Below are 21,929 nucleotides of genomic sequence, written 5' to 3'. Positions count from 1 at the left end.
ATTTGGTGAATATTACGAAAGCGTTATGGCTCCGGCGGCGCAAACCAGGCTGATTTAAAATCAAACCAGCCCAGGGTGTTCATCCGCAGGCCGCGCATGCTGCGCTGCCCCTGGATCAGCAGCCAGTGGTGGATCAACGGTACGATCGTCTGCCCGGTCAGGAGTTCCTGGCACCACGCGGCCAGATCCATCTCTCCTGCCCGCCACTTCGCGGCGTCCTGCTGCCAGTCCCGGCTGATGCAGTGCTGAATAAGAGGCACTTCATACAGGTGTGAAAAGAGCGAGAAATCAAGCGGCAGCGTAAAGTTCGCGCTGTTGAGCCAGATATCGCTGACGACATCCCCGCGGTGCCATTCATCATAATCGACTTCCTGTATCGCCAGCGTCACGCCTTCGGCCGCCAGCAGTTTACTCATGATCCTCGCGATAAACCGGTGCTCAATGTGATCGCGATAGTAGCTGAGGGTGATGGTCTCCAGCCCGGCGGGTTTTTCACTGCGCACCGGCTGAGCATGGTGCCAGCGCGGAAGCAGGCCATAGGCCGGAAACCACCAGGTCTGGTATTGTTCTTCAGCGTGATAAATCAGGTTAGCCGGGGCCAGAATATGGCTGATCCACTTGCGGACGTCGTGGTTTGCTCCGCGGTGGCTGCGGCTGTCAAAAAGAAGATAGTAGCAGCCCTCCTCCAGGCGACTCTCGAACGCCTTTTCGCTGGTTGTGGGCCCCTCCAGGGTGAGGCCTGCGCTCAGCTCTTCGTTGAGGTCCGGTAACACCCAGACGTTCACTTCGTCGATCAGTGCCCGATAGCCAAAATAGTCATCAAAGGCGCGGATCTTCAGCTGATTGCTGTTATTGCGCGTAACGGAGTAGGGGCCTGTACCGATCGGCTGGCTGGAAAAATTGTTCAGGGATCGCCACTCGGCAGGCAGGATCATCGAGGGCACGTAGCCCAGAAGCCACGGCAGCCAGTTGTCTGGCTGGGACAGCTCAATATCCAGCGTCCAGGCCGTTGGGGAGTGGATCCGCGTGATATGCGAATAGAGCGGCAGCGTGCGGGCGCGCTCTAAAGAGGCGATAACGTCACGCATCTCCAGCTCGCGGCCATGGTGGAAGTGAATGCCCGGGCGTAAAAAGAAACGCCAGTGCAGAGGGGAAATCTGCTGCCAGTGGTGCGCTATATCCGCTTCCAGTTCCCCGTTTTCCTCATTTATTTTCGTCAGACCGCTGAATATCTGCCGGGCCATGTGGGTTTCAGAACGTCGCAATGCCGTACCGGGCAACAGATTTTTCATCGGACGATAGTAAAGCACCCGCAGAATGTGGCGTCCCTGGCGAAAGCTGCGTCCCAGGTGTGAGACCAGCATCTGGCGCACGGCGGCTTTGTCGCCCACCAGCTGTACCAGCTGATCGATACGGTCCTGCTCCAGCAGATCCTCCGCCCGCTGCTGCTGCAGCGCCAGGCCGGTATACAGGAAGGTCAAGCGTGAGCGCTTGCCGCGTCCCGCCTCGGCCTCCCAGCTTAGCCAGCCCTGCTGCTGCATGGTGTTGAGTAACGTGCGCATATGGCGGCGAGAGCAGTTGAGGAGTTCTGCCAGCTCGTTAAGCGTGGTCTCCTGCGATTGACCCTCGCAACACTGCCACAGGCGAATGAATTGTTGTTGCAGTCGACCGGATGGCATAAAAGAGGAACTCCTGACAAAAAATCAGCAATTTATTAATCCCTATATTAAGCCAATAATGCTTCCCGATGAAGTGAGGAGGTAAATTATGAAGAGGTCTACCGCACGTCAGTTTTATCAGCAGTACTTTTCAGCGACAAAGGGAGTGTCCTGGCTGGCCCGCCAGTGTGCAGAGCACCGGCTGAGAATCCTGGAAGATCTGATGCAGTGGGACGTTACGAAACCGACCTCTTCTCGCTAACTCGCCTCGATCATGTGTGACTGAGTATTGGTGTTTATCACCCGCCAGCAAAATGTTTTTGCTGGCTTTTTTCGTTTATTCTTTCACCCAATTTCGATTCGCTTTCACAAGGACTTGCGCATGCTGTGGTTGATGACGATGGGGCGCCGCCTGAATGGCGTGTACGCCGCTTTTATGCTGGTGGCCTTCATGATGGGCGTGGCCGGTGCGCTACAGGCGCCGACGCTGAGTCTGTTTCTCAGCCGTGAGGTGGGGGCGCAGCCGTTTTGGGTGGGCCTGTTTTATACCGTTAACGCAATTGCCGGGATCCTCGTTAGCCTGGGGCTGGCGAAACGATCCGACAGCCAGGGCGATCGCCGCAGGCTGATCCTCTTTTGCTGCGCCATGGCCGTGGGCAACGCGCTGCTTTTTGCCTTTAACCGTCATTACCTGACGCTCATCACCTGCGGCGTGCTGCTGGCCTCTCTGGCGAACACCGCCATGCCGCAGCTGTTCGCGCTGGCCCGTGAATACGCCGACAGCTCGGCGCGAGAGGTGGTGATGTTCAGCTCGGTGATGCGCGCACAGCTCTCGCTGGCGTGGGTCATCGGCCCGCCGCTGGCCTTCATGCTGGCGCTGAACTATGGCTTTACGGTCATGTTTTCTATCGCGGCAGGCATTTTTATTATCAGCCTGGCTCTGATTGCCTTTGCGCTGCCGTCTGTCGCCCGGGTTGAGCAGACGACGGATAAGCCCATCACTCAGGTGAGCGGCTGGCAGGATAAAAACGTGCGGATGCTGTTTATCGCCTCCACGCTGATGTGGACCTGCAACACCATGTACATTATTGATATGCCGCTGTGGATCAGCAGCGATCTAGACCTACCGGACAAGCTTGCGGGGATCTTAATGGGGACCGCCGCCGGGCTGGAAATTCCGGCGATGATTCTGGCGGGGTATTACGTTAAGCGCTTCGGAAAGCGTCGGATGATGATCGTTGCCGTGGCGGCTGGGGTGCTGTTCTACGCGGGGCTGCTCCTTTTCCATTCGCGTGAAGCGTTGCTGGCGCTGCAGCTGTTTAATGCCGTGTTCATTGGCATCGTTGCCGGGATCGGCATGCTCTGGTTCCAGGATCTCATGCCCGGCCGCGCCGGCTCTGCGACTACGCTTTTTACCAACAGTATTTCGACGGGCGTTATTCTGGCGGGAGTGATTCAGGGCGCGCTGGCGCAAAGTTATGGTCATGCCTCGGTTTACTGGATGATTGCGGCGATTTCGGTGGTAACGCTTGGGCTGACCTGCCGGGTCAAGGATGTTTGATTCTGGAAGGCGGCTTCACGAAATGAAACGATTTTCTGACAGATACAGAGAAGGCGCATAGAGTGCGTGACGGGTGCTTGAGGCTGTTTGCCTCAGGCTTTCGCAAGAGGCAAACAGTGGAGAGTCCCACATCAAAAAACTGATGGGGAGACAAACTTCACAACGATCATTGCGAGGTTAGTCTCTTCATTGCCGAAAAGCAATAAGGAGGCTGGAATGCCAAAACGTACTCTGCTGTTAGGTTTGTTTCTGATCTGTACGACGCTATTGATCTTCACCTGGATGGTGCGTGATTCGCTGTGTGAGTTGCACTTCAGACAGGAGAAAACAGAGCTGGCGGCAGTGTTGGCTTACGAAGCGAAACGTTAGCGGTATTGGCGGGGGAAGTGTCCCCGCCTCTCCAGAGTGGTTGAGCCTCAACGCACCCTTATCAATGGCCCGCGCCCTGCGGGCCATTGCCTTTAGCCCATAAACGCAGGCTGTTTTTTCTCGTACGCTGAGATGGCGTCCTCGTGCTGGAGCGTCAGGCCAATGCTGTCCAGACCGTTCAACATACAGTGGCGACGGAAGGCATCAATGCTGAAGCTGTAGGTCTTATCCCCGGCTTTCACCACTTCCGCTTCCAGATCCACCTCAAATGCCATCCCTGGATTTGCCTTAACCAGCGCGAACAGTTCATCGACCTGCTCGTCGCTCAGCGTCACCGGCAGCAACTGGTTGTTGAAGCTGTTGCCGTAGAAGATATCCGCGAAGCTCGGGGCGATAACCACCTTAAAGCCGTAGTCGGTCAGCGCCCAGGGCGCATGCTCACGCGAGGAGCCGCAGCCGAAGTTTTCCCGCGCCAGAAGAATGGATGCACCTTTGTATTCCGGGAAGTTCAGGACGAACTCCGGGTTTGGCACTTCGCCTTTGTCGTCCAGAAAACGCCAGTCGTTGAACAAGTGTGCGCCAAAACCAGTGCGGGTCACTTTCTGCAAAAACTGCTTCGGAATGATCGCGTCCGTATCGACGTTAGCGGCGTCCAGCGGGACAACACGGCCCGTATGTTGGGTAAATTTCTCTGCCATGATTGTCTCCTTATTTCAGGCTGCGAATATCGGCGAAATGGCCGGTGACTGCCGCAGCGGCGGCCATTGCCGGGCTGACCAGGTGAGTGCGTCCACCCCGGCCCTGACGGCCTTCAAAATTACGGTTGCTGGTGGAGGCGCAGCGCTCGCCCGGATTCAGACGGTCGTTGTTCATCGCCAGACACATTGAGCAGCCCGGCAGACGCCATTCGAAGCCTGCTTCGATAAAGATCTTATCCAGTCCTTCCGCTTCCGCCTGGGCTTTCACCGGACCGGAGCCAGGAACCACCAGCGCCTGCACGCCCGGCGCCACTTTGCGGCCTTTGGCAATCTCTGCCGCCGCGCGTAAGTCCTCGATACGGGAGTTGGTGCAGGAGCCGATGAACACCTTATCAATGTTCACCTCGGTCAGCGGTACGCCGGGTTTCAGCCCCATATAGGCCAGCGCTTTTTCCGCACTGGCGCGTTCGACCGGATCGGCGAAGGAAGCCGGGTCAGGAATGCTGTCGTTGACGGAGATGACCTGGCCAGGATTGGTACCCCAGGTGACTTGCGGCGCAATCTCTTCCGCCTGCAGCGTGACAACGGTATCAAAGTTGGCACCGTCGTCAGTTTTCAGGGTTTTCCAGTACGCGACCGCGTCGTCAAAATCCTGACCTTTCGGCGCGTGCAGACGGCCTTTCACATAGTTGAAGGTGGTTTCGTCCGGTGCGACCAGGCCTGCTTTAGCACCCATCTCAATCGCCATGTTGCACAGGGTCATACGGCCTTCCATGCTCAGCGCCTGAATGGCTTCACCGCAGAATTCCACCACGTGACCGGTACCGCCTGCGCTGCCGGTTTTGCCGATAATCGCCAGCACGATATCTTTCGCGGTGATACCCGGCGCGGCTTTGCCCTTCACCTCAATCTTCATGGTTTTGGCGCGGCCCTGTTTCAGAGTCTGCGTCGCCATAACGTGCTCAACTTCCGATGTGCCGATGCCGAACGCCAGCGCGCCAAACGCGCCGTGGGTCGCGGTATGGGAGTCGCCGCAGACGATGGTCATGCCCGGCAGCGTAATACCCTGCTCAGGTCCCATCACGTGGACGATGCCCTGATACGGGTGGTTCAGATCGTACAGCTCCACGCCAAATTCGTTGCAGTTCTTGATCAGCTCCTGCATCTGGATGCGCGCCATCTCGCCGGAAGCATTGATGTCTTTGGTCTGGGTGGAGACGTTGTGATCCATCGTGGCAAAGGTTTTACCCGGCTGGCGCACCGGACGCTTGTGCGCGCGCAGGCCGTCGAAGGCCTGCGGAGAGGTCACTTCGTGCACCAGGTGGCGGTCAATGTACAGCAGCGGGGTTTCGTTTGGCGCCTCGTAGACAACGTGCGCATCAAACAATTTTTCATATAACGTCTTGGCCATGATTACACCCCTTCAGCGACATAGCGGGCAATGATGTCGCCCATTTCATCAGTACTGACTGCTGCCGTGCCGCGCGCTAAGTCACCGGTACGGACGCCTTCTTCTAACGCCCGGTTAATGGCGTTTTCAATTGCGGTTGCTGCGTCGCCTGCATCGAGGCTGTAGCGCAGCAGCAGGGCCAGGGAGAGGATCTGCGCAATCGGGTTCGCAATGTTCTTGCCTGCGATATCCGGCGCGGAACCGCCCGCCGGTTCGTACAGGCCAAAGCCTTCTTCATTCAGGCTGGCGGATGGCAGCATGCCCATAGAGCCGGTGATCATCGCGCACTCGTCAGACAAAATATCGCCGAACAGGTTGGAGCAGAGCAGCACGTCAAACTGGGACGGATCCTTAATCAGCTGCATGGTCGCGTTGTCGATGTACATATGCGACAGCTCAACGTCCGGGTACTGCTTAGCGACTTCACTGACGATCTCGCGCCACAAAATGGACGACTGCAGCACGTTCGCTTTATCAATAGAGGTCACCTTATGGCGGCGCTTGCGTGCAGATTCAAAGGCGATATGGGCGATACGTTCAATTTCGAAACGGTGGTACACCTCGGTATCAAACGCTTTCTCGTGCTGACCGCTGCCTTCGCGACCTTTTGGCTGACCGAAGTAGATCCCGCCCGTCAGCTCACGCACGCACAGGATGTCGAAACCGTTGGCCGCGATATCCGCGCGCAGCGGACAAAACTCTTCCAGCCCCTGATACAGCTTAGCCGGACGCAGGTTACTGAACAGCTTAAAATGTTTACGCAGCGGCAGCAGCGCGCCGCGCTCTGGCTGCTCTGCTGGCGGCAGGTGTTCCCATTTTGGGCCACCGACGGATCCAAACAGCACGGCATCGGCATTTTCGCAGCCTTCAACGGTGGCTTTCGGCAATGGCGTTCCGTGGTTATCAATCGCAATACCGCCCACGTCGTAGTGGCTGGTGGTAATTTTCATCGCAAAACGCGAGCGAACGGCTTCCAGTACTTTCAGCGCCTGTGCCATCACTTCCGGACCAATACCGTCACCCGGCAACACAGCAATATGGTAGTTCTTGGACATTACACGGTTTCCTTGTTGTTCTCTTTATTCTGAGCTTTGCGTTGCAACTCTTTTTCGACTTCAGCGGCGCGCCAGATGTTGTTCAGGACGTGCACCATCGCTTTCGCGGAGGATTCGACAATATCTGTCGCCAGGCCCACACCGTGGAAACGGCGGCCATTATAGTTGACGACGATATCCACCTGACCCAGCGCGTCTTTACCGTGCCCTTTCGCCGTCAGGTCGTATTTCACCAGCTCTACGTCGTACTCGGTAACGCGGTTGATCGCCTGATAGATGGCATCCACAGGGCCGTTACCGTTGGCGGCTTCCGCTTTGATTTCATCACCGCAGGCCAGCTTGACCGAGGCGGTAGCGATGTCGCTGGAGCCGGATTGCACGTTGAAATAGTCCAGACGGAAGTGCTCTGGCTCTTCCTGCTGTTTGTTGATGAAGGCCAGCGCTTCCAGGTCGTAATCGAATACCTGGCCTTTCTTGTCGGCCAGCTTCAGGAACGCGTCGTACAGCTGATCCATGTTGTAATCGCTGTCCTGATAGCCCATCTCTTCCATCCGGTGTTTCACTGCCGCACGACCGGAACGGGAGGTCAGGTTCAGCTGAACCTGGTTCAGGCCGATGGATTCCGGAGTCATGATTTCGTAGTTTTCACGGTTTTTCAGCACGCCGTCCTGGTGAATACCGGAGGAGTGGGCGAACGCGCCGGTTCCAACAATCGCCTTGTTAGCCGGGATCGGCATGTTGCAAATCTGGCTGACGGTCTGGCTGGTACGCCAGATTTCGTTGTGATTGATGCGGGTGTGCACGTTCATGATGTCTTTGCGCACCTTGATCGCCATGATCACTTCTTCCAGTGAACAGTTGCCCGCGCGTTCACCGATACCGTTCATTGCACCTTCTACCTGACGTGCACCGGCGTGCACCGCAGCGATGGCATTGCCTACGGCCAGGCCCAAATCATCATGGGTATGTACTGAGATGATTGCTTTATCAATGTTAGGTACGCGCTCATACAGGCCGGTAATGATGTTGGAGAACTCAAACGGCATGGTATAGCCGACGGTGTCCGGGATGTTGATGGTTTTAGCGCCCGCGTTGATGGCGGCTTCGACTACGCGCGCCAGGTCTTCAATCGGCGTACGGCCCGCATCTTCACAGGAGAATTCAACGTCATCGGTGTAGTTGCGTGCGCGCTTAACCATGTATACCGCGCGTTCAATGACCTCATCCAGCGTGCTGCGCAACTTGGTTGCGATGTGCATTGGTGAGGTTGCAATAAAGGTATGAATACGGAAGGCTTCGGCCACCTTCAGCGACTCAGCCGCAACGTCGATGTCTTTCTCTACGCAGCGCGCCAGACCGCACACGCGGCTGTTTTTAATGGTGCGGGCGATAGTCTGTACGGATTCAAAATCACCCGGAGAGGAGACGGGGAAACCAACCTCCATCACGTCGACGCCCATACGCTCGAGAGCCAGCGCAATCTGCAGTTTTTCTTTTACACTCAGGCTTGCCTGTAATGCCTGTTCACCGTCACGTAAAGTAGTATCGAAAATAATGACTTGCTGGCTCATGGGTTAGGTCCTTGTCAGTCTTAGGGCGCCTTGCTACGAGCATAAAAAAACCCGCGCAGTGGCGCGGGTTTTTAGTCTTACTGGTGACGATTCAACGCTGAATTTCGCCCGCCAGTCTACCGCGCACAGTGGATGCGTTTAGTAGTAGTAGACCGATGAAACGAATGGTGCGTGTCATGAATCGTGCTCCGTTAAATTCAATATGCTTTTAGTGGTACTGGATACCGCTGTGCATGTCAACCCCTGATGGTAAAAACGGCCCCAGAAGGCTAAACAGAGAGGGTGTGTTGTTTAGCTTATTGTGCTGGGTTTTTGATTTTTAACTTAACTAATTGTCTATTTTTGGACTTAAAAAACATTTGCAGAAACGAATAAACATAACGGGTATTTTTCAGGTGACGCAGTCCTCACAAATGCTTTCTCTTTAAACCGTTTTACTATCATCGAGTTATCTTTTTTTGAGAGAGCTTTTTCTCCCTTCAAATAGAATCATTGATAACAGATTGTTAACTTAATTCTGCTCAATGTCGATAACAGTTTAATTATACTTAAGTCATCCTTAACTGGATGGTTATTGTATATTGATTTGGTTTATGGTTTCATTCAAACACTAAAGTTAAGCATATCCTTTGTGCCGTTTTGTATTATAGCATTATTAGATAATCTTTATATATTCCGATTTTTAAACAATTTTCTTTCGCTGGTCGTATCTGCATGGTAAATCATATTTTTCGAAATTATTACAGTGCGTTGGCGAAGGGAGTGTAGCGTGACAGTGGAGTCAGAAGTGCCAGAAAATAATATTAAACAACCACAGATTACTGATGGAATTAAACCACAGTTACGCACGGTGGATCTTAATCTACTGACGGTGTTTGATGCTGTCATGCAGGAGCAGAATATCACGCGTGCGGCACAAGCCCTGGGGATGTCACAGCCTGCCGTAAGTAATGCCGTTGCCAGGCTTAAGGTTATGTTCAACGACGAATTGTTTGTTCGTTATGGAAGAGGGATCCAGCCTACAGCGCGGGCTTTCCAGCTTTTCGGCTCCATCCGCCAGGCGCTGCAGCTGGTGCAAAATGAGCTGCCGGGCTCGGGCTTTGAACCCTTAAGCAGTGAGCGAGTATTCCATCTCTGCGTCTGCAGTCCATTAGATAATTATCTGACATCAATTATTTATAATAAAGTTGAAGAGATCGCACCTAATATTAATCTCGTCTTTAAATCGTCCTTAAATCAAAACACCGAACACCAGTTACGTTACCAGGAAATCGAATTCGTCCTGGGTTATGAAGAATTCCGCCGTCCTGAATTTTCCTGTGTACCGCTGTTTAAAGATGAAATGGTGCTGGTTGCCAGCAAAAAACATCCACGACTGAATGCGCCGTTACGAGAAAGTGACGTTTATAGCGAACAGCATGCCGTTGTTGCGCTCGACAGATATGCCTCCTTTAGCCTGCCCTGGTACGACACTGCGGAGAAACAGGCGAGCGTGGCTTATCAGGGGATGGCCATGGTCAGCGTGTTAAACGTCGTTTCCCAGACGCAGCTGGTGGCAATTGCCCCACGCTGGCTGGCAGAAGAGTTCTCTGGCGCGTTAAATCTGCAAATTTTGCCTCTGCCGCTCAAGCTAAATAGCCGCACCTGCTATCTCTCCTGGCATGAAGCTGCTGGACGGGATAAAGGACATCAGTGGATGGAAGAGCTACTTATTAGCATCTGCCGTCGGTAATCGAGTCAGGATAAATTGCATCTTTGCATGTGATTTATCCTGGTTTTGTTTCTTTTATTAATATTTTGTTCTGTTGCGTATTTTATCTGGCGGCTGCCAGGCCCGTAAAAATAGATGATTTTCTACATCGCCGCGCTTTTCAGCGATGATTTATCATCTCATCCCCTAATTTCAGATGAATTAACCATATCCTCTGACAATGTCTGTTTTTTCTGCTTTCACTGCCTCTTCTCTCTCCTGGTTTGCGAATTGCCTGCCTCATAACGAGCGGTTAAGGTAAGTATCACTCTGCAAAATAGAAGACGGGTTCATCCCGATCGCAAGACGGTGCGGAAATGAATTCGGCGGTCCGTCTATAACAAAATGCCTGGAGGCAAAGCATGGAGATGTTGTCTGGCGCGGAAATGGTCGTCCGGTCGCTGATCGATCAGGGCGTAAAGCAAGTGTTCGGCTATCCTGGCGGCGCGGTCCTCGATATTTATGACGCACTGCATACGGTAGGGGGTATTGACCATGTGCTGGTACGCCATGAGCAGGCGGCGGTACATATGGCCGATGGCCTGGCGCGTGCGACGGGTGAAGTGGGCGTGGTCCTGGTCACGTCGGGGCCCGGTGCGACAAACGCCATTACCGGCATTGCGACCGCGTACATGGACTCTATTCCACTGGTGATCCTTTCCGGACAAGTCGCGACATCACTGATTGGCTATGATGCGTTTCAGGAGTGCGACATGGTCGGGATTTCGCGTCCCGTCGTGAAGCACAGCTTCCTGGTCAAGCAAACCGAAGACATTCCTGGCATTCTGAAGAAGGCGTTCTGGCTGGCGGCAAGCGGGCGCCCGGGGCCGGTGGTGGTCGATCTCCCTAAAGATATCCTGAACCCTGCAAACAAGCTGCCTTATGTCTGGCCGGAATCGGTTAGCATGCGCTCTTACAACCCAACAACACAGGGCCACAAAGGTCAGATCAAACGCGCGCTGCAAACGCTGCTGGCCGCTAAAAAACCGGTGGTCTATGTCGGTGGCGGGGCCGTCAATTCAGCGTGTGAGGCACAGCTTCGTGAACTGGTTGAAAAGCTCAATCTTCCTGTTGCGTCATCGCTGATGGGACTCGGAGCGTTTCCCGCCACCCACCGTCAGGCGCTCGGCATGTTGGGTATGCACGGTACCTATGAAGCCAACATGACGATGCATCATTCTGACGTCATCTTTGCCGTCGGCGTGCGTTTTGACGATCGTACGACCAACAACCTGGCGAAGTATTGCCCGAACGCCACCGTGCTGCACATTGATATCGATCCGACGTCAATTTCAAAAACGGTGTCGGCTGATGTACCTATCGTCGGCGACGCGCGACAGGTCCTTGAACAAATGCTGGATCTGCTGGCGCTGGAAAACACAGCGCAACCGCTGGATGAAATCCGTGACTGGTGGCAGCAAATTGAGCAATGGCGCGCGCGGCAGTGTCTGAAATATGACACCCAAAGCGAGCATATTAAGCCGCAGGCGGTCATCGAAACGGTATGGCGATTGACGAAAGGCGACGCGTATGTGACCTCTGACGTGGGCCAGCATCAAATGTTTGCCGCCCTCTATTATCCGTTTGATAAACCGCGTCACTGGATCAACTCGGGAGGTTTAGGCACGATGGGCTTTGGCCTGCCTGCCGCGCTGGGCGTGAAGCTGGCGCTGCCCAATGAAACCGTCGTCTGCGTGACCGGAGACGGCAGTATTCAGATGAACATTCAGGAACTTTCCACCGCGCTGCAATATGAGCTGCCGGTACTGGTGCTCAACCTCAATAACGGCTATCTCGGTATGGTGAAGCAGTGGCAGGATATGATCTACTCGGGCCGCCACTCTCAGTCATATATGAAATCGCTGCCGGATTTTGTTCGTCTTGCTGAAGCTTACGGTCATATAGGGATGCGGGTGACCGATCCGGCTGAGCTGGAAACGAAGCTCGCCGAAGCGCTTGAGCACGTTAAAAACAACCGCCTCGTCTTTATGGATGTCATCGTTGATGGAACCGAGCACGTTTATCCGATGCATATTCGCGGCGGCGGTATGGACGAGATGTGGTTAAGCAAAACGGAGAGAACCTGATATGCGCCGGATATTATCGGTATTACTGGAAAACGAGTCTGGCGCACTGTCGCGCGTCATTGGGCTTTTTGCGCAGCGTGGTTATAACATTGAAAGCCTGACCGTGGCGCCAACGGACGATCCGACGCTGTCGCGTATGACGATTCAGACCGTTGGCGATGCCAAGGTAATTGAGCAGATCGAGAAACAGCTGCATAAGCTGGTCGATGTGCTGCGCGTAAGCGAGCTAGGGCAGGGCGCTTACGTTGAGCGTGAGGTCATGCTGGTCAAAATACAGGCCAGCGGTTACGGGCGCGAAGAGGTCAAACGCAATGCGGATATCTTCCGCGGACAGATCATCGACGTCACGCCTTCTCTTTATACGGTTCAACTGGTCGGAACCAGTGACAAGCTGGACGCTTTCCTGGCATCTGTGCGAGATGTAGCAAAAATTGTTGAGGTGGCGAGATCGGGGATCGTTGGTCTGTCACGCGGCGAGAAAATCATGCGGTAGTTGTTAAAAAGGTTCGCCTCTTTCAGCCCGGTCACCAAAGCCGGGCTTTTTTTGCGTAATCAGCCGACAACGCAGATAAAAGCGGTTGCCGCGAAGGCTTTTCTGCGTTTAGATGTTAAAAGATTTAACCATAACCTTGACAGGGCCATGGACTCTTTTCTTTTTTTAAGGGGCAATTGTGAAACTGGATGAAATCGCCCGGCTAGCCGGCGTGTCACGAACAACGGCCAGCTATGTGATTAACGGCAAAGCAAAGCAGTACCGCGTCAGCGATAAGACCGTTGAAAAAGTTATGGCGGTGGTTCGTGAGCATAACTACCATCCGAATGCTGTCGCTGCCGGCCTGCGTGCCGGGCGCACCCGCTCTATTGGTCTGGTGATCCCGGATCTGGAAAACACCAGCTATACCCGTATCGCCAACTATCTTGAACGTCAGGCCCGCCAGCGCGGTTACCAGCTGCTGATAGCCTGTTCTGAAGACCAGCCCGATAACGAGATGCGCTGCATTGAACATCTGCTCCAGCGTCAGGTCGATGCCATCATCGTCTCGACCTCCTTACCGCCGGAGCATCCGTTTTACCAGCGCTGGGCGAACGATCCGTTCCCCATCGTGGCGCTGGACCGCGCGCTCGATCGTGAGCATTTCACAAGCGTAGTGGGTGCCGATCAGGATGACGCGGAAATGCTGGCCGCTGAGCTGAGAACCTTCCCCGCTGAAACGGTGCTATATCTTGGCGCGCTGCCCGAGCTTTCCGTAAGCTTCCTGCGTGAGCAAGGGTTCAGAACCGCCTGGAAAGACGATCCGCGTGAAGTCCACTATCTCTATGCCAACAGCTATGAACGCGAAGCCGCTGCGCAGCTGTTCGAAAAATGGCTGGAGACGCACCCAATGCCCCAGGCGCTGTTCACCACGTCATTTGCCCTTCTGCAGGGGGTAATGGATGTCACCTTGCGTCGTGAAGGCAAGCTTCCCTCTGACCTGGCGATCGCCACTTTTGGGGATAACGAGCTTCTCGATTTCCTTCAGTGCCCGGTGCTGGCGGTGGCCCAGCGTCACCGAGATGTAGCGGAACGCGTCCTGGAGATTGTTCTGGCGAGCCTGGATGAGCCGCGCAAACCGAAGCCGGGTCTGACGCGTATCAAACGTAATCTCTATCATCGCGGAATTTTGAGCCGCCATAAATGAAATGACGGGGCGGCGAAAAACCGCCCCTTTTTACTGGAATAATTCGCCGAGTTAATTCCCGCAGTGAAATTAGGATAATTCTTGAGAGATCCTAATCTACTATTTTTCTTAATTCATTTTGCCGTTTAAAATGGTCCTTAAAGAATCATGAAGCGATTTTTAAAAGCCTCTCTTTGTATTACTTTGTTACAAACCCTCTTCGGTCGATGAATATTCAGACGTTTTTCCTTCCCCCCGACCGGCCAGCAACGCAACCGCCGCTTCCACCGACCGATTGAGTGAATCTGGCGCTGTTATCCCCTGACAATCTGTCATAAAATGCTGCCCGCGTCGCAAACTGACACTTTATATTTATCTGCGATGATATTGAGTGAGCCTTAACGCTAGTGTGCATATTCGGTTTTTTTCTTACAAATATTCATAACGTTAATTTGCCTCGCCAGTTGTGCAGTTATTAACCAGGACAGTTTATCTCTGTAAATAGAGGGCTTTCGGGTCTCTACAGGGAGAGTCCTGGCTTGACAAGCTTTTCCCTCGCTCCGTAAACTCCTTTAGGTGGGAATTTGTGGGTTAAAGTGGTGAGGAGGGGTGAGACTGGCATGTTCCGTGGAGCTACGTTAGTCAATCTCGACAGCAAAGGGCGTTTATCGGTCCCAACCCGATACCGCGACCAGCTGATTGAGTATGCTTCGGGTCAAATGGTTTGCACCATTGACATCAACTCCCCCTGCCTGCTGCTTTACCCCTTACCTGAATGGGAAATCATTGAGCAAAAGCTGTCGCGACTGTCGAGCATGAACCCGCAAGAGCGCCGCGTGCAGCGGCTGTTATTGGGACATGCCAGTGAGTGTCAGATGGATAGCGCCGGGCGATTACTGATTGCGCCCGTGCTGCGGCAACATGCCGGTCTGACCAAAGAAGTGATGCTGGTCGGGCAGTTCAACAAGTTTGAACTGTGGGACGAAACGACCTGGTATCAACAGGTCAAGGAAGATATCGACGCTGAGCAGTCTGATTCCGCAACTTTATCGGAACGGCTGCAGGACTTGTCTCTATAAATATGATGGAAAATTATAAACATAAAACGGTGTTACTGGACGAGGCCGTGAACGGCCTGAATATTCGTCCGGATGGCATCTACATTGATGGCACGTTTGGTCGCGGTGGTCACTCGCGTTTGATCCTCTCCCAGCTTGGAGAGGAAGGGCGACTGCTGGCAATCGATCGCGATCCGCAGGCGATTGCCGTGGCACAGACCATCAATGACCCACGCTTTTCCATCGTGCATGGACCTTTTTCTGCGCTCGCGGATTACGTGGCCGAGCGCGGTCTCACGGGCAAGATCGACGGGATTCTTCTCGATCTTGGCGTATCTTCACCCCAGCTTGATGATGCAGAACGCGGCTTCTCCTTTATGCGCGACGGTCCGCTGGACATGCGTATGGACCCGACGCGCGGCCAGTCTGCCGCCGAATGGCTGCAGACCGCTGACGAAGCAGATATTGCCTGGGTGATCAAAACCTTCGGCGAAGAACGTTTTGGCAAGCGCATTGCGCGCGCCATCGTTGAGCGCAACCGCGTTGAGCCAATGACCCGCACCAAAGAGCTGGCCGAAGTGATTGCGGCGGCGACGCCGGTGAAGGATAAGCACAAACATCCCGCGACCCGTACCTTCCAGGCGGTTCGCATCTGGGTAAACAGTGAACTGGAGGAAATAGAGCTGGCGCTAAAAAGCTCGCTCGACGTGCTAGCCCCGGGTGGGCGGTTATCCATCATCAGCTTCCATTCGCTGGAAGACCGCATTGTAAAACGCTTCATGCGTGAACAGAGCCGCGGTCCTCAGGTTCCAGCGGGGCTGCCGATGACGGAAGAACAACTCAGGAAGCTGGGGGGCCGTCAGTTGCGAGCATTAGGCAAGTTGATGCCGGGCGAAGAAGAGGTGGCAGAGAATCCACGTGCCCGTAGTTCAGTGCTGCGAGTTGCAGAGAGGACGAACGCATGATCGGCAGAGTGACAGAAACCCTAAGCAAAGTTAAGGGATCGTTAGGAAGCAACGAGCGCCATGCCTTGCCTGGCGTGATCGGCGACGATCTTTTGCGATTCGGGAAACTGCCACTCTGCCTGTTCATTTGCATCATTGTTACGGCAGTTACGGTGGTGACCACAGCTCACCATACACGTTTATTGACTGCGCAACGCGAGCAGCTGGTGCTGGAACGCGATGCGCTGGATATTGAATGGCGAAATCTGATCCTTGAAGAAAACGCGCTCGGCGATCACAGCCGGGTTGAACGGATCGCAACGGAAAAGCTGCAACTGCAGCATGTTGATCCTTCCCAGGAAAATATCGTAGTACAAAAATAAGGGAACACGCGACGCATGAAAGCAGCGGCAAAAACGCTTAAACCAAAACGTCAGGAAGAACAGGCCAACTTCATCAGTTGGCGTTTTGCGTTGCTTTGCGGCTGCATTTTACTGGCGCTGGGTTTCCTGCTGGGACGCGTGGCGTGGTTGCAAATCATCGCCCCTGACATGCTGGTACGCCAGGGAGATATGCGCTCCCTTCGCGTTCAGGAAGTGTCGACTTCTCGCGGAATGATCACTGACCGTTCAGGTCGCCCGCTGGCGGTGAGCGTGCCGGTGAAAGCGATTTGGGCCGACCCGAAAGAGCTGCACGACGCCGGTGGCATCACGCTTGATAACCGCTGGAAAGCGCTTTCAGATGCGCTCAAAATGCCGCTGGATCAGCTAGCCTCCCGCGTCAACGCGAACCCGAAAGGGCGTTTTATCTATCTGGCGCGCCAGGTTAACCCTGACATGGCGGACTACATTCGAAAACTGAAGCTGCCGGGCATTCATCTGCGCGAAGAATCCCGTCGTTACTATCCGTCCGGCGAAGTAACCGCTCACCTCATCGGCTTCACCAACGTCGACAGCCAGGGGATTGAAGGCGTTGAAAAAAGCTTCGATAAGTGGCTCACCGGGCAGCCTGGCGAGCGAATTGTGCGTAAGGACCGCTACGGGCGCGTCATTGAAGATATCTCCTCTACGGACAGCCAGGCTGCGCACAACCTGGCTCTGAGTATCGACGAGCGCCTGCAGGCGCTGGTCTACCGCGAGCTGAACAACGCCGTGGCGTTTAACAAGGCAGAATCCGGCAGCGCCGTGCTGGTGGATGTCAGCACCGGAGAAGTGCTGGCCATGGCCAACAGTCCTTCCTACAACCCGAACAACTTTACCGGCACCGCAAAAGATGCGATGCGTAACCGGGCGATTACCGACGTGTTCGAACCAGGCTCCACGGTGAAGCCGATGGTGGTGATGACGGCGCTTCAGCGCGGTATCGTCAATGAAAACACGGTCCTGAACACGATCCCTTACCGTATTAACGGCCACGAGATTAAAGACGTGGCGCGCTACAGCGAATTGACCCTGACCGGGGTGTTACAGAAGTCGAGTAACGTCGGTGTTTCAAAGCTGGCGTTAGCGATGCCGTCCTCAGCGTTAGTAGAGACTTACTCACGTTTTGGACTTGGAAAGGCGACCAATTTGGGGTTGGTCGGAGAACGCAGTGGCTTATATCCTCAAAAACAACGGTGGTCTGACATAGAGAGGGCCACCTTCTCTTTCGGCTACGGGCTAATGGTAACCCCGTTACAGTTAGCGCGAGTCTACGCAACGATTGGCAGCTATGGCGTCTATCGCCCGCTGTCCATCACCAAAGTTGATCCACCGGTTCCGGGCGAGCGTATCTTCCCGGAATCCATAGTTCGTACCGTTGTGCACATGATGGAAAGCGTGGCGCTGCCGGGCGGCGGCGGCGTGAAGGCGGCCATCAAAGGCTATCGCATCGCCATTAAAACCGGTACGGCGAAAAAGGTGGGGCCAGACGGCCGCTACATCAACAAATACATTGCCTATACCGCAGGCGTTGCGCCTGCAAGCAATCCGCGTTTTGCGCTGGTGGTCGTGATTAACGATCCACAGGCGGGTAAATACTACGGCGGCGCCGTTTCCGCGCCTGTGTTTGGCGCCATCATGGGTGGCGTGTTACGCACCATGAACGTTGAACCAGATGCGCTGGCGACGGGCGAAAAAAGTGAATTTGTAATTAATCAAGGCGAGGGTACAGGTGGCAGATCGTAATTTGCGCGACCTTCTCGCTCCGTGGGTGCCAAATGCACCGGAGCGAGCACTGCGAGAGATGGTACTGGACAGCCGCGTGGCTGCTTCTGGCGATCTTTTTGTGGCGGTGGTTGGTCATCAGGCGGACGGGCGTCGTTATATCCCGCAGGCGATTGCGCAAGGTGTGGCTGCCATTATTGCTGAGGCTAAAGACGAGGCAACCGACGGTGAGATCCGTGAAATGCACGGGGTGCCGGTTATCTATCTCAGCCAGTTGAATGAGCGTCTCTCTGCACTGGCTGGACGTTTTTATCACGAACCTTCCGACCAGCTGCGTCTGGTTGGCGTGACGGGCACGAACGGAAAAACCACCACCACGCAGCTGATGGCGCAGTGGGCTCAGCTGCTGGGTGAAACCGGTGCGGTGATGGGTACCGTGGGTAACGGCCTGCTGGGCAAAGTGAGCCCGACGGAAAACACCACCGGTTCTGCGGTTGACGTACAGCACGTGCTTGCCGGTCTGGCAGGGCAGGGGGCAACCTTTGCCGCGATGGAAGTTTCTTCGCACGGCCTGGTACAGCACCGCGTTGCGGCACTGAAGTTTGCTGCTTCAGTGTTCACCAACCTGAGCCGCGATCACCTTGATTATCATGGTGATATGGAACACTACGAAGCCGCGAAATGGCTGCTGTTCTCAACTCACCATTACGGCCATGCCATTATCAACGCCGACGACGAAGTGGGCCGCCGCTGGCTTGCGAAGCTGCCAGACGCGGTAGCGGTGTCGATGGAAGACCATATCAATCCGAACTGCCACGGCCGCTGGCTGAAGGCCGTTGACGTTAACTATCACGACAGTGGCGCGACGATCCGCTTTGCCTCTTCCTGGGGTGACGGTGAAATCGAAAGCCGCCTGATGGGGGCGTTCAACGTCAGCAACCTGCTGCTGGCGCTGGCAACGCTGCTGGCGCTGGGTTATCCGATGGCGGAACTGCTGAAAACGTCAGCGCGTCTACAGCCGGTTTGCGGCCGTATGGAAGTGTTTAGCGCGCCGGGCAAACCGACCGTGGTTGTCGATTATGCCCACACGCCGGATGCGCTGGAAAAAGCGCTGGAAGCGGCACGCCTGCACTGCACCGGTAAACTCTGGTGCGTCTTCGGCTGCGGTGGCGATCGCGACAAAGGTAAACGTCCCCTGATGGGCGCCATTGCGGAGCAGTTCGCGGACATTCCTGTGGTCACCGATGACAATCCGCGTACCGAAGAGCCGCGCGCCATCATCAACGACATTCTGGCGGGTATGCTGGACGCCGGTCGCGCCCGTGTGGTGGAAGGCCGCGCGGAAGCCGTGACAAACACCATCATGCAGGCAAAAGAAAATGATGTCGTTCTGCTGGCCGGTAAAGGTCATGAAGACTATCAGATTGTTGGCAATCGTCGTCTGGACTACTCCGACCGCGTAACGGCAGCGCGTCTGCTGGGAGTCGTCGCATGATTAGCATCACCTTAAGCCAGGCCGCTGCGGTACTGCACGGCGAGCTGCTGGGCCAGGATCTGACCATTGACGCGGTCACCACCGACACCCGCAAAGTGACCGCGGGCTGTCTGTTTGTGGCGCTGAAAGGCGAACGTTTTGACGCGCATGATTTTGCCGGACAGGCCAAAGAAAACGGCGCTGGCGCGCTGCTGGTCAGCCGCAGGCTGGATATCGATTTGCCGCAGATAGTGGTGAGCGATACGCGTCTCGCGTTCGGTGAACTGGCCGCCTGGGTTCGTCAGCAGGTGCCTGCTCGCGTTGTCGCGCTGACCGGGTCATCGGGCAAAACGTCAGTGAAAGAGATGACGGCGGCCATCCTCAGCCAGTGCGGTAATACGCTTTATACCTCAGGCAACCTCAATAATGACATCGGCGTGCCGATGACATTACTTCGCCTGACCAAAGAGCATGAGTTTGCGGTGATCGAGTTAGGGGCAAACCACCAGGGCGAAATCGCCTGGACCGTGAGCCTGACTCGCCCGGAAGCGGCGCTGGTGAATAATCTTGCGGCAGCGCATCTGGAAGGTTTTGGCTCGCTGGAAGGCGTGGCGAAAGCGAAAGGCGAAATCTACACCGGTCTGCCTGCTGACGGCATTGCCATTCTCAATGCCGACAACAACGACTGGCTGAACTGGCAGAGCATCATTGGCTCGCGTAAAACCTGGCGCTTCTCGCCGAACGCGGCCAACAGTGACTTTACCGCGACCAATATCCATGTGACGTCGCACGGTACGGAATTCACGCTTGCTACCCCAACGGGTGACGTAGACGTGCTGTTACCGCTGCCGGGACGCCATAACATCGCCAATGCGCTGGCGGCAGCGGCCTTGTCGACGGCGGTGGGAGCGTCACACGAGGCGATTAAAACCGGGCTGGCGAATTTGAAAGCCGTGCCGGGACGCCTGTACCCGATCCCGCTTGCAGAAAACAAATTGCTGCTTGATGACTCCTACAACGCGAACGTCGGCTCAATGACGGCGGCGGTGCAGGTGCTATCTGAAATGCCGGGCTACCGCGTCATGGTGGTTGGCGACATGGCGGAGCTGGGCGATGAAAGCGAAGCCTGTCATACCCAGGTGGGTGAAGCGGCGAAAGCGGCGGGACTGGACTGCGTGCTGAGCGCAGGAAAACTGAGCCAGGCGATTAGCCATGCCAGCGGCGTTGGCGAACATTTTGCCGACAAAGCCGCGTTGATTGAGCGCCTTAAGGCATTAATTACAGAAAAACAAATTGTGACAGTGTTAGTGAAAGGTTCACGTAGTGCCGCCATGGAAGAGGTTGTGCACGCATTACAGGAGAACGGGACATGTTAGTTTGGCTGGCCGAACATTTGGTCAAATATTATTCAGGCTTTAACGTCTTTTCGTATCTGACGTTTCGCGCCATCGTCAGCCTGCTGACTGCGCTGTTCATCTCGTTGTGGATGGGCCCGCGCATGATTGCCCGTCTGCAAAAACTCTCTTTCGGTCAGGTCGTACGTAACGACGGTCCGGAGTCGCACTTCAGCAAGCGCGGTACGCCGACGATGGGCGGGATCATGATCCTGACCGCGATCGTCGTTTCCGTACTGCTGTGGGCCTATCCGTCTAACCCGTACGTCTGGTGCGTGCTGACCGTACTGGTGGGCTACGGCATTATCGGGTTTGTGGATGATTACCGTAAAGTCGTCCGCAAAGACACGAAGGGCCTGATTGCACGCTGGAAGTATTTCTGGATGTCAGTGATTGCGCTGGGCGTTGCCTTCGCGCTGTATCTGGCAGGAAAAGATACGCCTGCCACCGAACTGGTGGTGCCCTTCTTTAAAGACGTGATGCCGCAGCTGGGGCTGTTCTACATCCTGCTGGCCTACTTTGTGATTGTTGGTACCGGTAACGCCGTTAACCTGACCGATGGCCTGGATGGTCTGGCGATTATGCCAACCGTCTTCGTGGCGGCTGGTTTTGCGCTGGTGGCGTGGGCGACCGGTAACATGAACTTTGCGAACTACCTGCACATTCCTTATCTGCGTCACGCGGGTGAGCTGGTGATCGTCTGTACGGCGATTGTCGGCGCGGGGCTGGGCTTCCTCTGGTTCAACACCTATCCGGCGCAGGTCTTTATGGGTGACGTCGGTTCTCTGGCTTTGGGCGGTGCGCTGGGCATTATCGCCGTGCTGCTGCGTCAGGAGTTCCTGCTGGTGATCATGGGCGGCGTGTTTGTGGTTGAAACCCTGTCGGTGATTTTGCAGGTCGGCTCCTTCAAGCTGCGCGGTCAGCGCATCTTCCGTATGGCGCCGATCCACCACCACTATGAACTGAAAGGCTGGCCGGAGCCGCGCGTGATTGTGCGCTTCTGGATTATTTCGCTGATGCTGGTGCTGATTGGCCTGGCAACGCTGAAGGTACGTTAA

19 protein-coding genes are annotated in these 21,929 nt (G+C 55.1%); 14 read left to right on the top strand and 5 right to left on the bottom strand.

The window, feature by feature from the left end:
- Positions 1–23 precede the first annotated feature (23 nt).
- Complete coding sequence (gene sgrR / locus HBA26_RS01230; protein WP_063438137.1) at positions 24–1,679, bottom strand: HTH-type transcriptional regulator SgrR; 1,656 nt, start codon at positions 1,677–1,679, stop codon at positions 24–26.
- 88 nt (positions 1,680–1,767) lie between these two features.
- On the opposite strand from sgrR, the gene sgrT reads away from it, so the two are divergent.
- From sgrT to HBA26_RS01215, 3 genes are all read left to right on the top strand, one after another.
- On the top strand, positions 1,768–1,920 hold the full coding sequence (sgrT, locus tag HBA26_RS01225; RefSeq protein ID WP_032644974.1) for a glucose uptake inhibitor SgrT: 153 nt from the start codon (positions 1,768–1,770) through the stop codon (positions 1,918–1,920).
- Between the two features lie 120 nt (positions 1,921–2,040).
- On the top strand, positions 2,041–3,219 hold the full coding sequence (locus HBA26_RS01220) for a sugar efflux transporter (protein WP_126345442.1): 1,179 nt from the start codon (positions 2,041–2,043) through the stop codon (positions 3,217–3,219).
- 216 nt (positions 3,220–3,435) lie between these two features.
- The gene (locus HBA26_RS01215) at positions 3,436–3,588 is read left to right on the top strand and encodes a Hok/Gef family protein (protein ID WP_010427008.1); all 153 of its coding nucleotides are present in this window, start codon (positions 3,436–3,438) and stop codon (positions 3,586–3,588) included.
- A gap of 92 nt (positions 3,589–3,680) precedes the next feature.
- Here the strand turns inward: HBA26_RS01215 and leuD are convergent, their stop codons facing one another.
- The 4 genes from leuD to leuA are packed head-to-tail and all read right to left on the bottom strand — an operon-like array spanning position 3,681 to position 8,362.
- On the bottom strand, positions 3,681–4,286 hold the full coding sequence (leuD, locus tag HBA26_RS01210) for a 3-isopropylmalate dehydratase small subunit (protein WP_028015497.1): 606 nt from the start codon (positions 4,284–4,286) through the stop codon (positions 3,681–3,683).
- A 10-nt stretch (positions 4,287–4,296) separates the two neighbouring features.
- Positions 4,297–5,697: a 3-isopropylmalate dehydratase large subunit gene (leuC, locus tag HBA26_RS01205; RefSeq protein ID WP_126345443.1), complete on the bottom strand. Its 1,401-nt coding sequence runs from the start codon at positions 5,695–5,697 to the stop codon at positions 4,297–4,299.
- A 2-nt stretch (positions 5,698–5,699) separates the two neighbouring features.
- A complete protein-coding gene (gene leuB, locus HBA26_RS01200; protein ID WP_014882533.1) occupies positions 5,700–6,791 on the bottom strand; it encodes a 3-isopropylmalate dehydrogenase in 1,092 nt (363 codons plus the stop codon).
- A complete protein-coding gene (gene leuA, locus HBA26_RS01195; protein WP_028015499.1) occupies positions 6,791–8,362 on the bottom strand; it encodes a 2-isopropylmalate synthase in 1,572 nt (523 codons plus the stop codon). Before leuA ends, leuB begins: the two co-directional genes overlap by 1 nt.
- Positions 8,363–9,149: 787 nt before the next feature.
- On the opposite strand from leuA, the gene leuO reads away from it, so the two are divergent.
- From leuO to mraY, 11 genes are all read left to right on the top strand, one after another.
- On the top strand, positions 9,150–10,094 hold the full coding sequence (gene leuO, locus HBA26_RS01185) for a transcriptional regulator LeuO (protein WP_041911249.1): 945 nt from the start codon (positions 9,150–9,152) through the stop codon (positions 10,092–10,094).
- Positions 10,095–10,474: 380 nt separating this feature from the next.
- On the top strand, positions 10,475–12,199 hold the full coding sequence (ilvI, locus tag HBA26_RS01180) for an acetolactate synthase 3 large subunit (protein WP_028015500.1): 1,725 nt from the start codon (positions 10,475–10,477) through the stop codon (positions 12,197–12,199).
- Between the two features lies 1 nt (position 12,200).
- Positions 12,201–12,692 carry an acetolactate synthase small subunit gene (ilvN, locus tag HBA26_RS01175; RefSeq protein ID WP_045259452.1) on the top strand — a complete coding sequence of 164 codons (492 nt, stop codon included), beginning with the start codon at positions 12,201–12,203 and terminating at the stop codon, positions 12,690–12,692.
- A gap of 178 nt (positions 12,693–12,870) precedes the next feature.
- The gene (gene cra / locus HBA26_RS01170; RefSeq protein ID WP_014168621.1) at positions 12,871–13,878 is read left to right on the top strand and encodes a catabolite repressor/activator; all 1,008 of its coding nucleotides are present in this window, start codon (positions 12,871–12,873) and stop codon (positions 13,876–13,878) included.
- A 599-nt stretch (positions 13,879–14,477) separates the two neighbouring features.
- A complete protein-coding gene (mraZ, locus tag HBA26_RS01165) occupies positions 14,478–14,936 on the top strand; it encodes a division/cell wall cluster transcriptional repressor MraZ (RefSeq protein WP_126345444.1) in 459 nt (152 codons plus the stop codon).
- 2 nt (positions 14,937–14,938) lie between these two features.
- Positions 14,939–15,880: a 16S rRNA (cytosine(1402)-N(4))-methyltransferase RsmH gene (gene rsmH / locus HBA26_RS01160; RefSeq protein ID WP_014882538.1), complete on the top strand. Its 942-nt coding sequence runs from the start codon at positions 14,939–14,941 to the stop codon at positions 15,878–15,880.
- Positions 15,877–16,242 carry a cell division protein FtsL gene (gene ftsL / locus HBA26_RS01155; protein WP_006173860.1) on the top strand — a complete coding sequence of 122 codons (366 nt, stop codon included), beginning with the start codon at positions 15,877–15,879 and terminating at the stop codon, positions 16,240–16,242. Before rsmH ends, ftsL begins: the two co-directional genes overlap by 4 nt.
- A gap of 15 nt (positions 16,243–16,257) precedes the next feature.
- Positions 16,258–18,024: a peptidoglycan glycosyltransferase FtsI gene (locus HBA26_RS01150; protein WP_028015504.1), complete on the top strand. Its 1,767-nt coding sequence runs from the start codon at positions 16,258–16,260 to the stop codon at positions 18,022–18,024.
- Positions 18,011–19,498, top strand: coding sequence for a UDP-N-acetylmuramoyl-L-alanyl-D-glutamate--2,6-diaminopimelate ligase (gene murE / locus HBA26_RS01145; protein WP_028015505.1), 1,488 nt, complete (start codon positions 18,011–18,013; stop codon positions 19,496–19,498). Before HBA26_RS01150 ends, murE begins: the two co-directional genes overlap by 14 nt.
- Positions 19,495–20,853, top strand: a complete 1,359-nt coding sequence (gene murF, locus HBA26_RS01140; protein WP_088204373.1) for a UDP-N-acetylmuramoyl-tripeptide--D-alanyl-D-alanine ligase — start codon at positions 19,495–19,497, stop codon at positions 20,851–20,853. Before murE ends, murF begins: the two co-directional genes overlap by 4 nt.
- Positions 20,847–21,929: a phospho-N-acetylmuramoyl-pentapeptide-transferase gene (gene mraY, locus HBA26_RS01135; protein WP_008501985.1), complete on the top strand. Its 1,083-nt coding sequence runs from the start codon at positions 20,847–20,849 to the stop codon at positions 21,927–21,929. The genes murF and mraY overlap by 7 nt, the downstream gene beginning before the upstream one ends.

This window comes from Enterobacter sp. 725m/11, assembly GCF_011683705.1.
In the GTDB taxonomy this organism is placed as follows: domain Bacteria; phylum Pseudomonadota; class Gammaproteobacteria; order Enterobacterales; family Enterobacteriaceae; genus Enterobacter; species Enterobacter bugandensis.
The sequence above is the reverse complement of the archived record's forward strand: the minus strand, read 5'-3'. Positions and strand labels throughout refer to the sequence as shown.

What these genes read in the sequence shown, in the direction of transcription:
- murF (WP_088204373.1), top strand. Translation starts at nt 19,495, where the DNA reads ATGATTAGCATCACCTTAAGCCAGGCCGCTGCGGTACTGCACGGCGAG.
- leuA (WP_028015499.1), bottom strand. Translation starts at nt 8,362, where the DNA reads ATGAGCCAGCAAGTCATTATTTTCGATACTACTTTACGTGACGGTGAA.
- ilvI (WP_028015500.1), top strand. Translation starts at nt 10,475, where the DNA reads ATGGAGATGTTGTCTGGCGCGGAAATGGTCGTCCGGTCGCTGATCGAT.
- mraY (WP_008501985.1), top strand. Translation starts at nt 20,847, where the DNA reads ATGTTAGTTTGGCTGGCCGAACATTTGGTCAAATATTATTCAGGCTTT.
- sgrR (WP_063438137.1), bottom strand. Translation starts at nt 1,679, where the DNA reads ATGCCATCCGGTCGACTGCAACAACAATTCATTCGCCTGTGGCAGTGT.
- HBA26_RS01150 (WP_028015504.1), top strand. Translation starts at nt 16,258, where the DNA reads ATGAAAGCAGCGGCAAAAACGCTTAAACCAAAACGTCAGGAAGAACAG.
- mraZ (WP_126345444.1), top strand. Translation starts at nt 14,478, where the DNA reads ATGTTCCGTGGAGCTACGTTAGTCAATCTCGACAGCAAAGGGCGTTTA.
- leuC (WP_126345443.1), bottom strand. Translation starts at nt 5,697, where the DNA reads ATGGCCAAGACGTTATATGAAAAATTGTTTGATGCGCACGTTGTCTAC.
- ilvN (WP_045259452.1), top strand. Translation starts at nt 12,201, where the DNA reads ATGCGCCGGATATTATCGGTATTACTGGAAAACGAGTCTGGCGCACTG.
- HBA26_RS01220 (WP_126345442.1), top strand. Translation starts at nt 2,041, where the DNA reads ATGCTGTGGTTGATGACGATGGGGCGCCGCCTGAATGGCGTGTACGCC.
- leuB (WP_014882533.1), bottom strand. Translation starts at nt 6,791, where the DNA reads ATGTCCAAGAACTACCATATTGCTGTGTTGCCGGGTGACGGTATTGGT.
- rsmH (WP_014882538.1), top strand. Translation starts at nt 14,939, where the DNA reads ATGATGGAAAATTATAAACATAAAACGGTGTTACTGGACGAGGCCGTG.
- sgrT (WP_032644974.1), top strand. Translation starts at nt 1,768, where the DNA reads ATGAAGAGGTCTACCGCACGTCAGTTTTATCAGCAGTACTTTTCAGCG.
- HBA26_RS01215 (WP_010427008.1), top strand. Translation starts at nt 3,436, where the DNA reads ATGCCAAAACGTACTCTGCTGTTAGGTTTGTTTCTGATCTGTACGACG.
- leuD (WP_028015497.1), bottom strand. Translation starts at nt 4,286, where the DNA reads ATGGCAGAGAAATTTACCCAACATACGGGCCGTGTTGTCCCGCTGGAC.
- ftsL (WP_006173860.1), top strand. Translation starts at nt 15,877, where the DNA reads ATGATCGGCAGAGTGACAGAAACCCTAAGCAAAGTTAAGGGATCGTTA.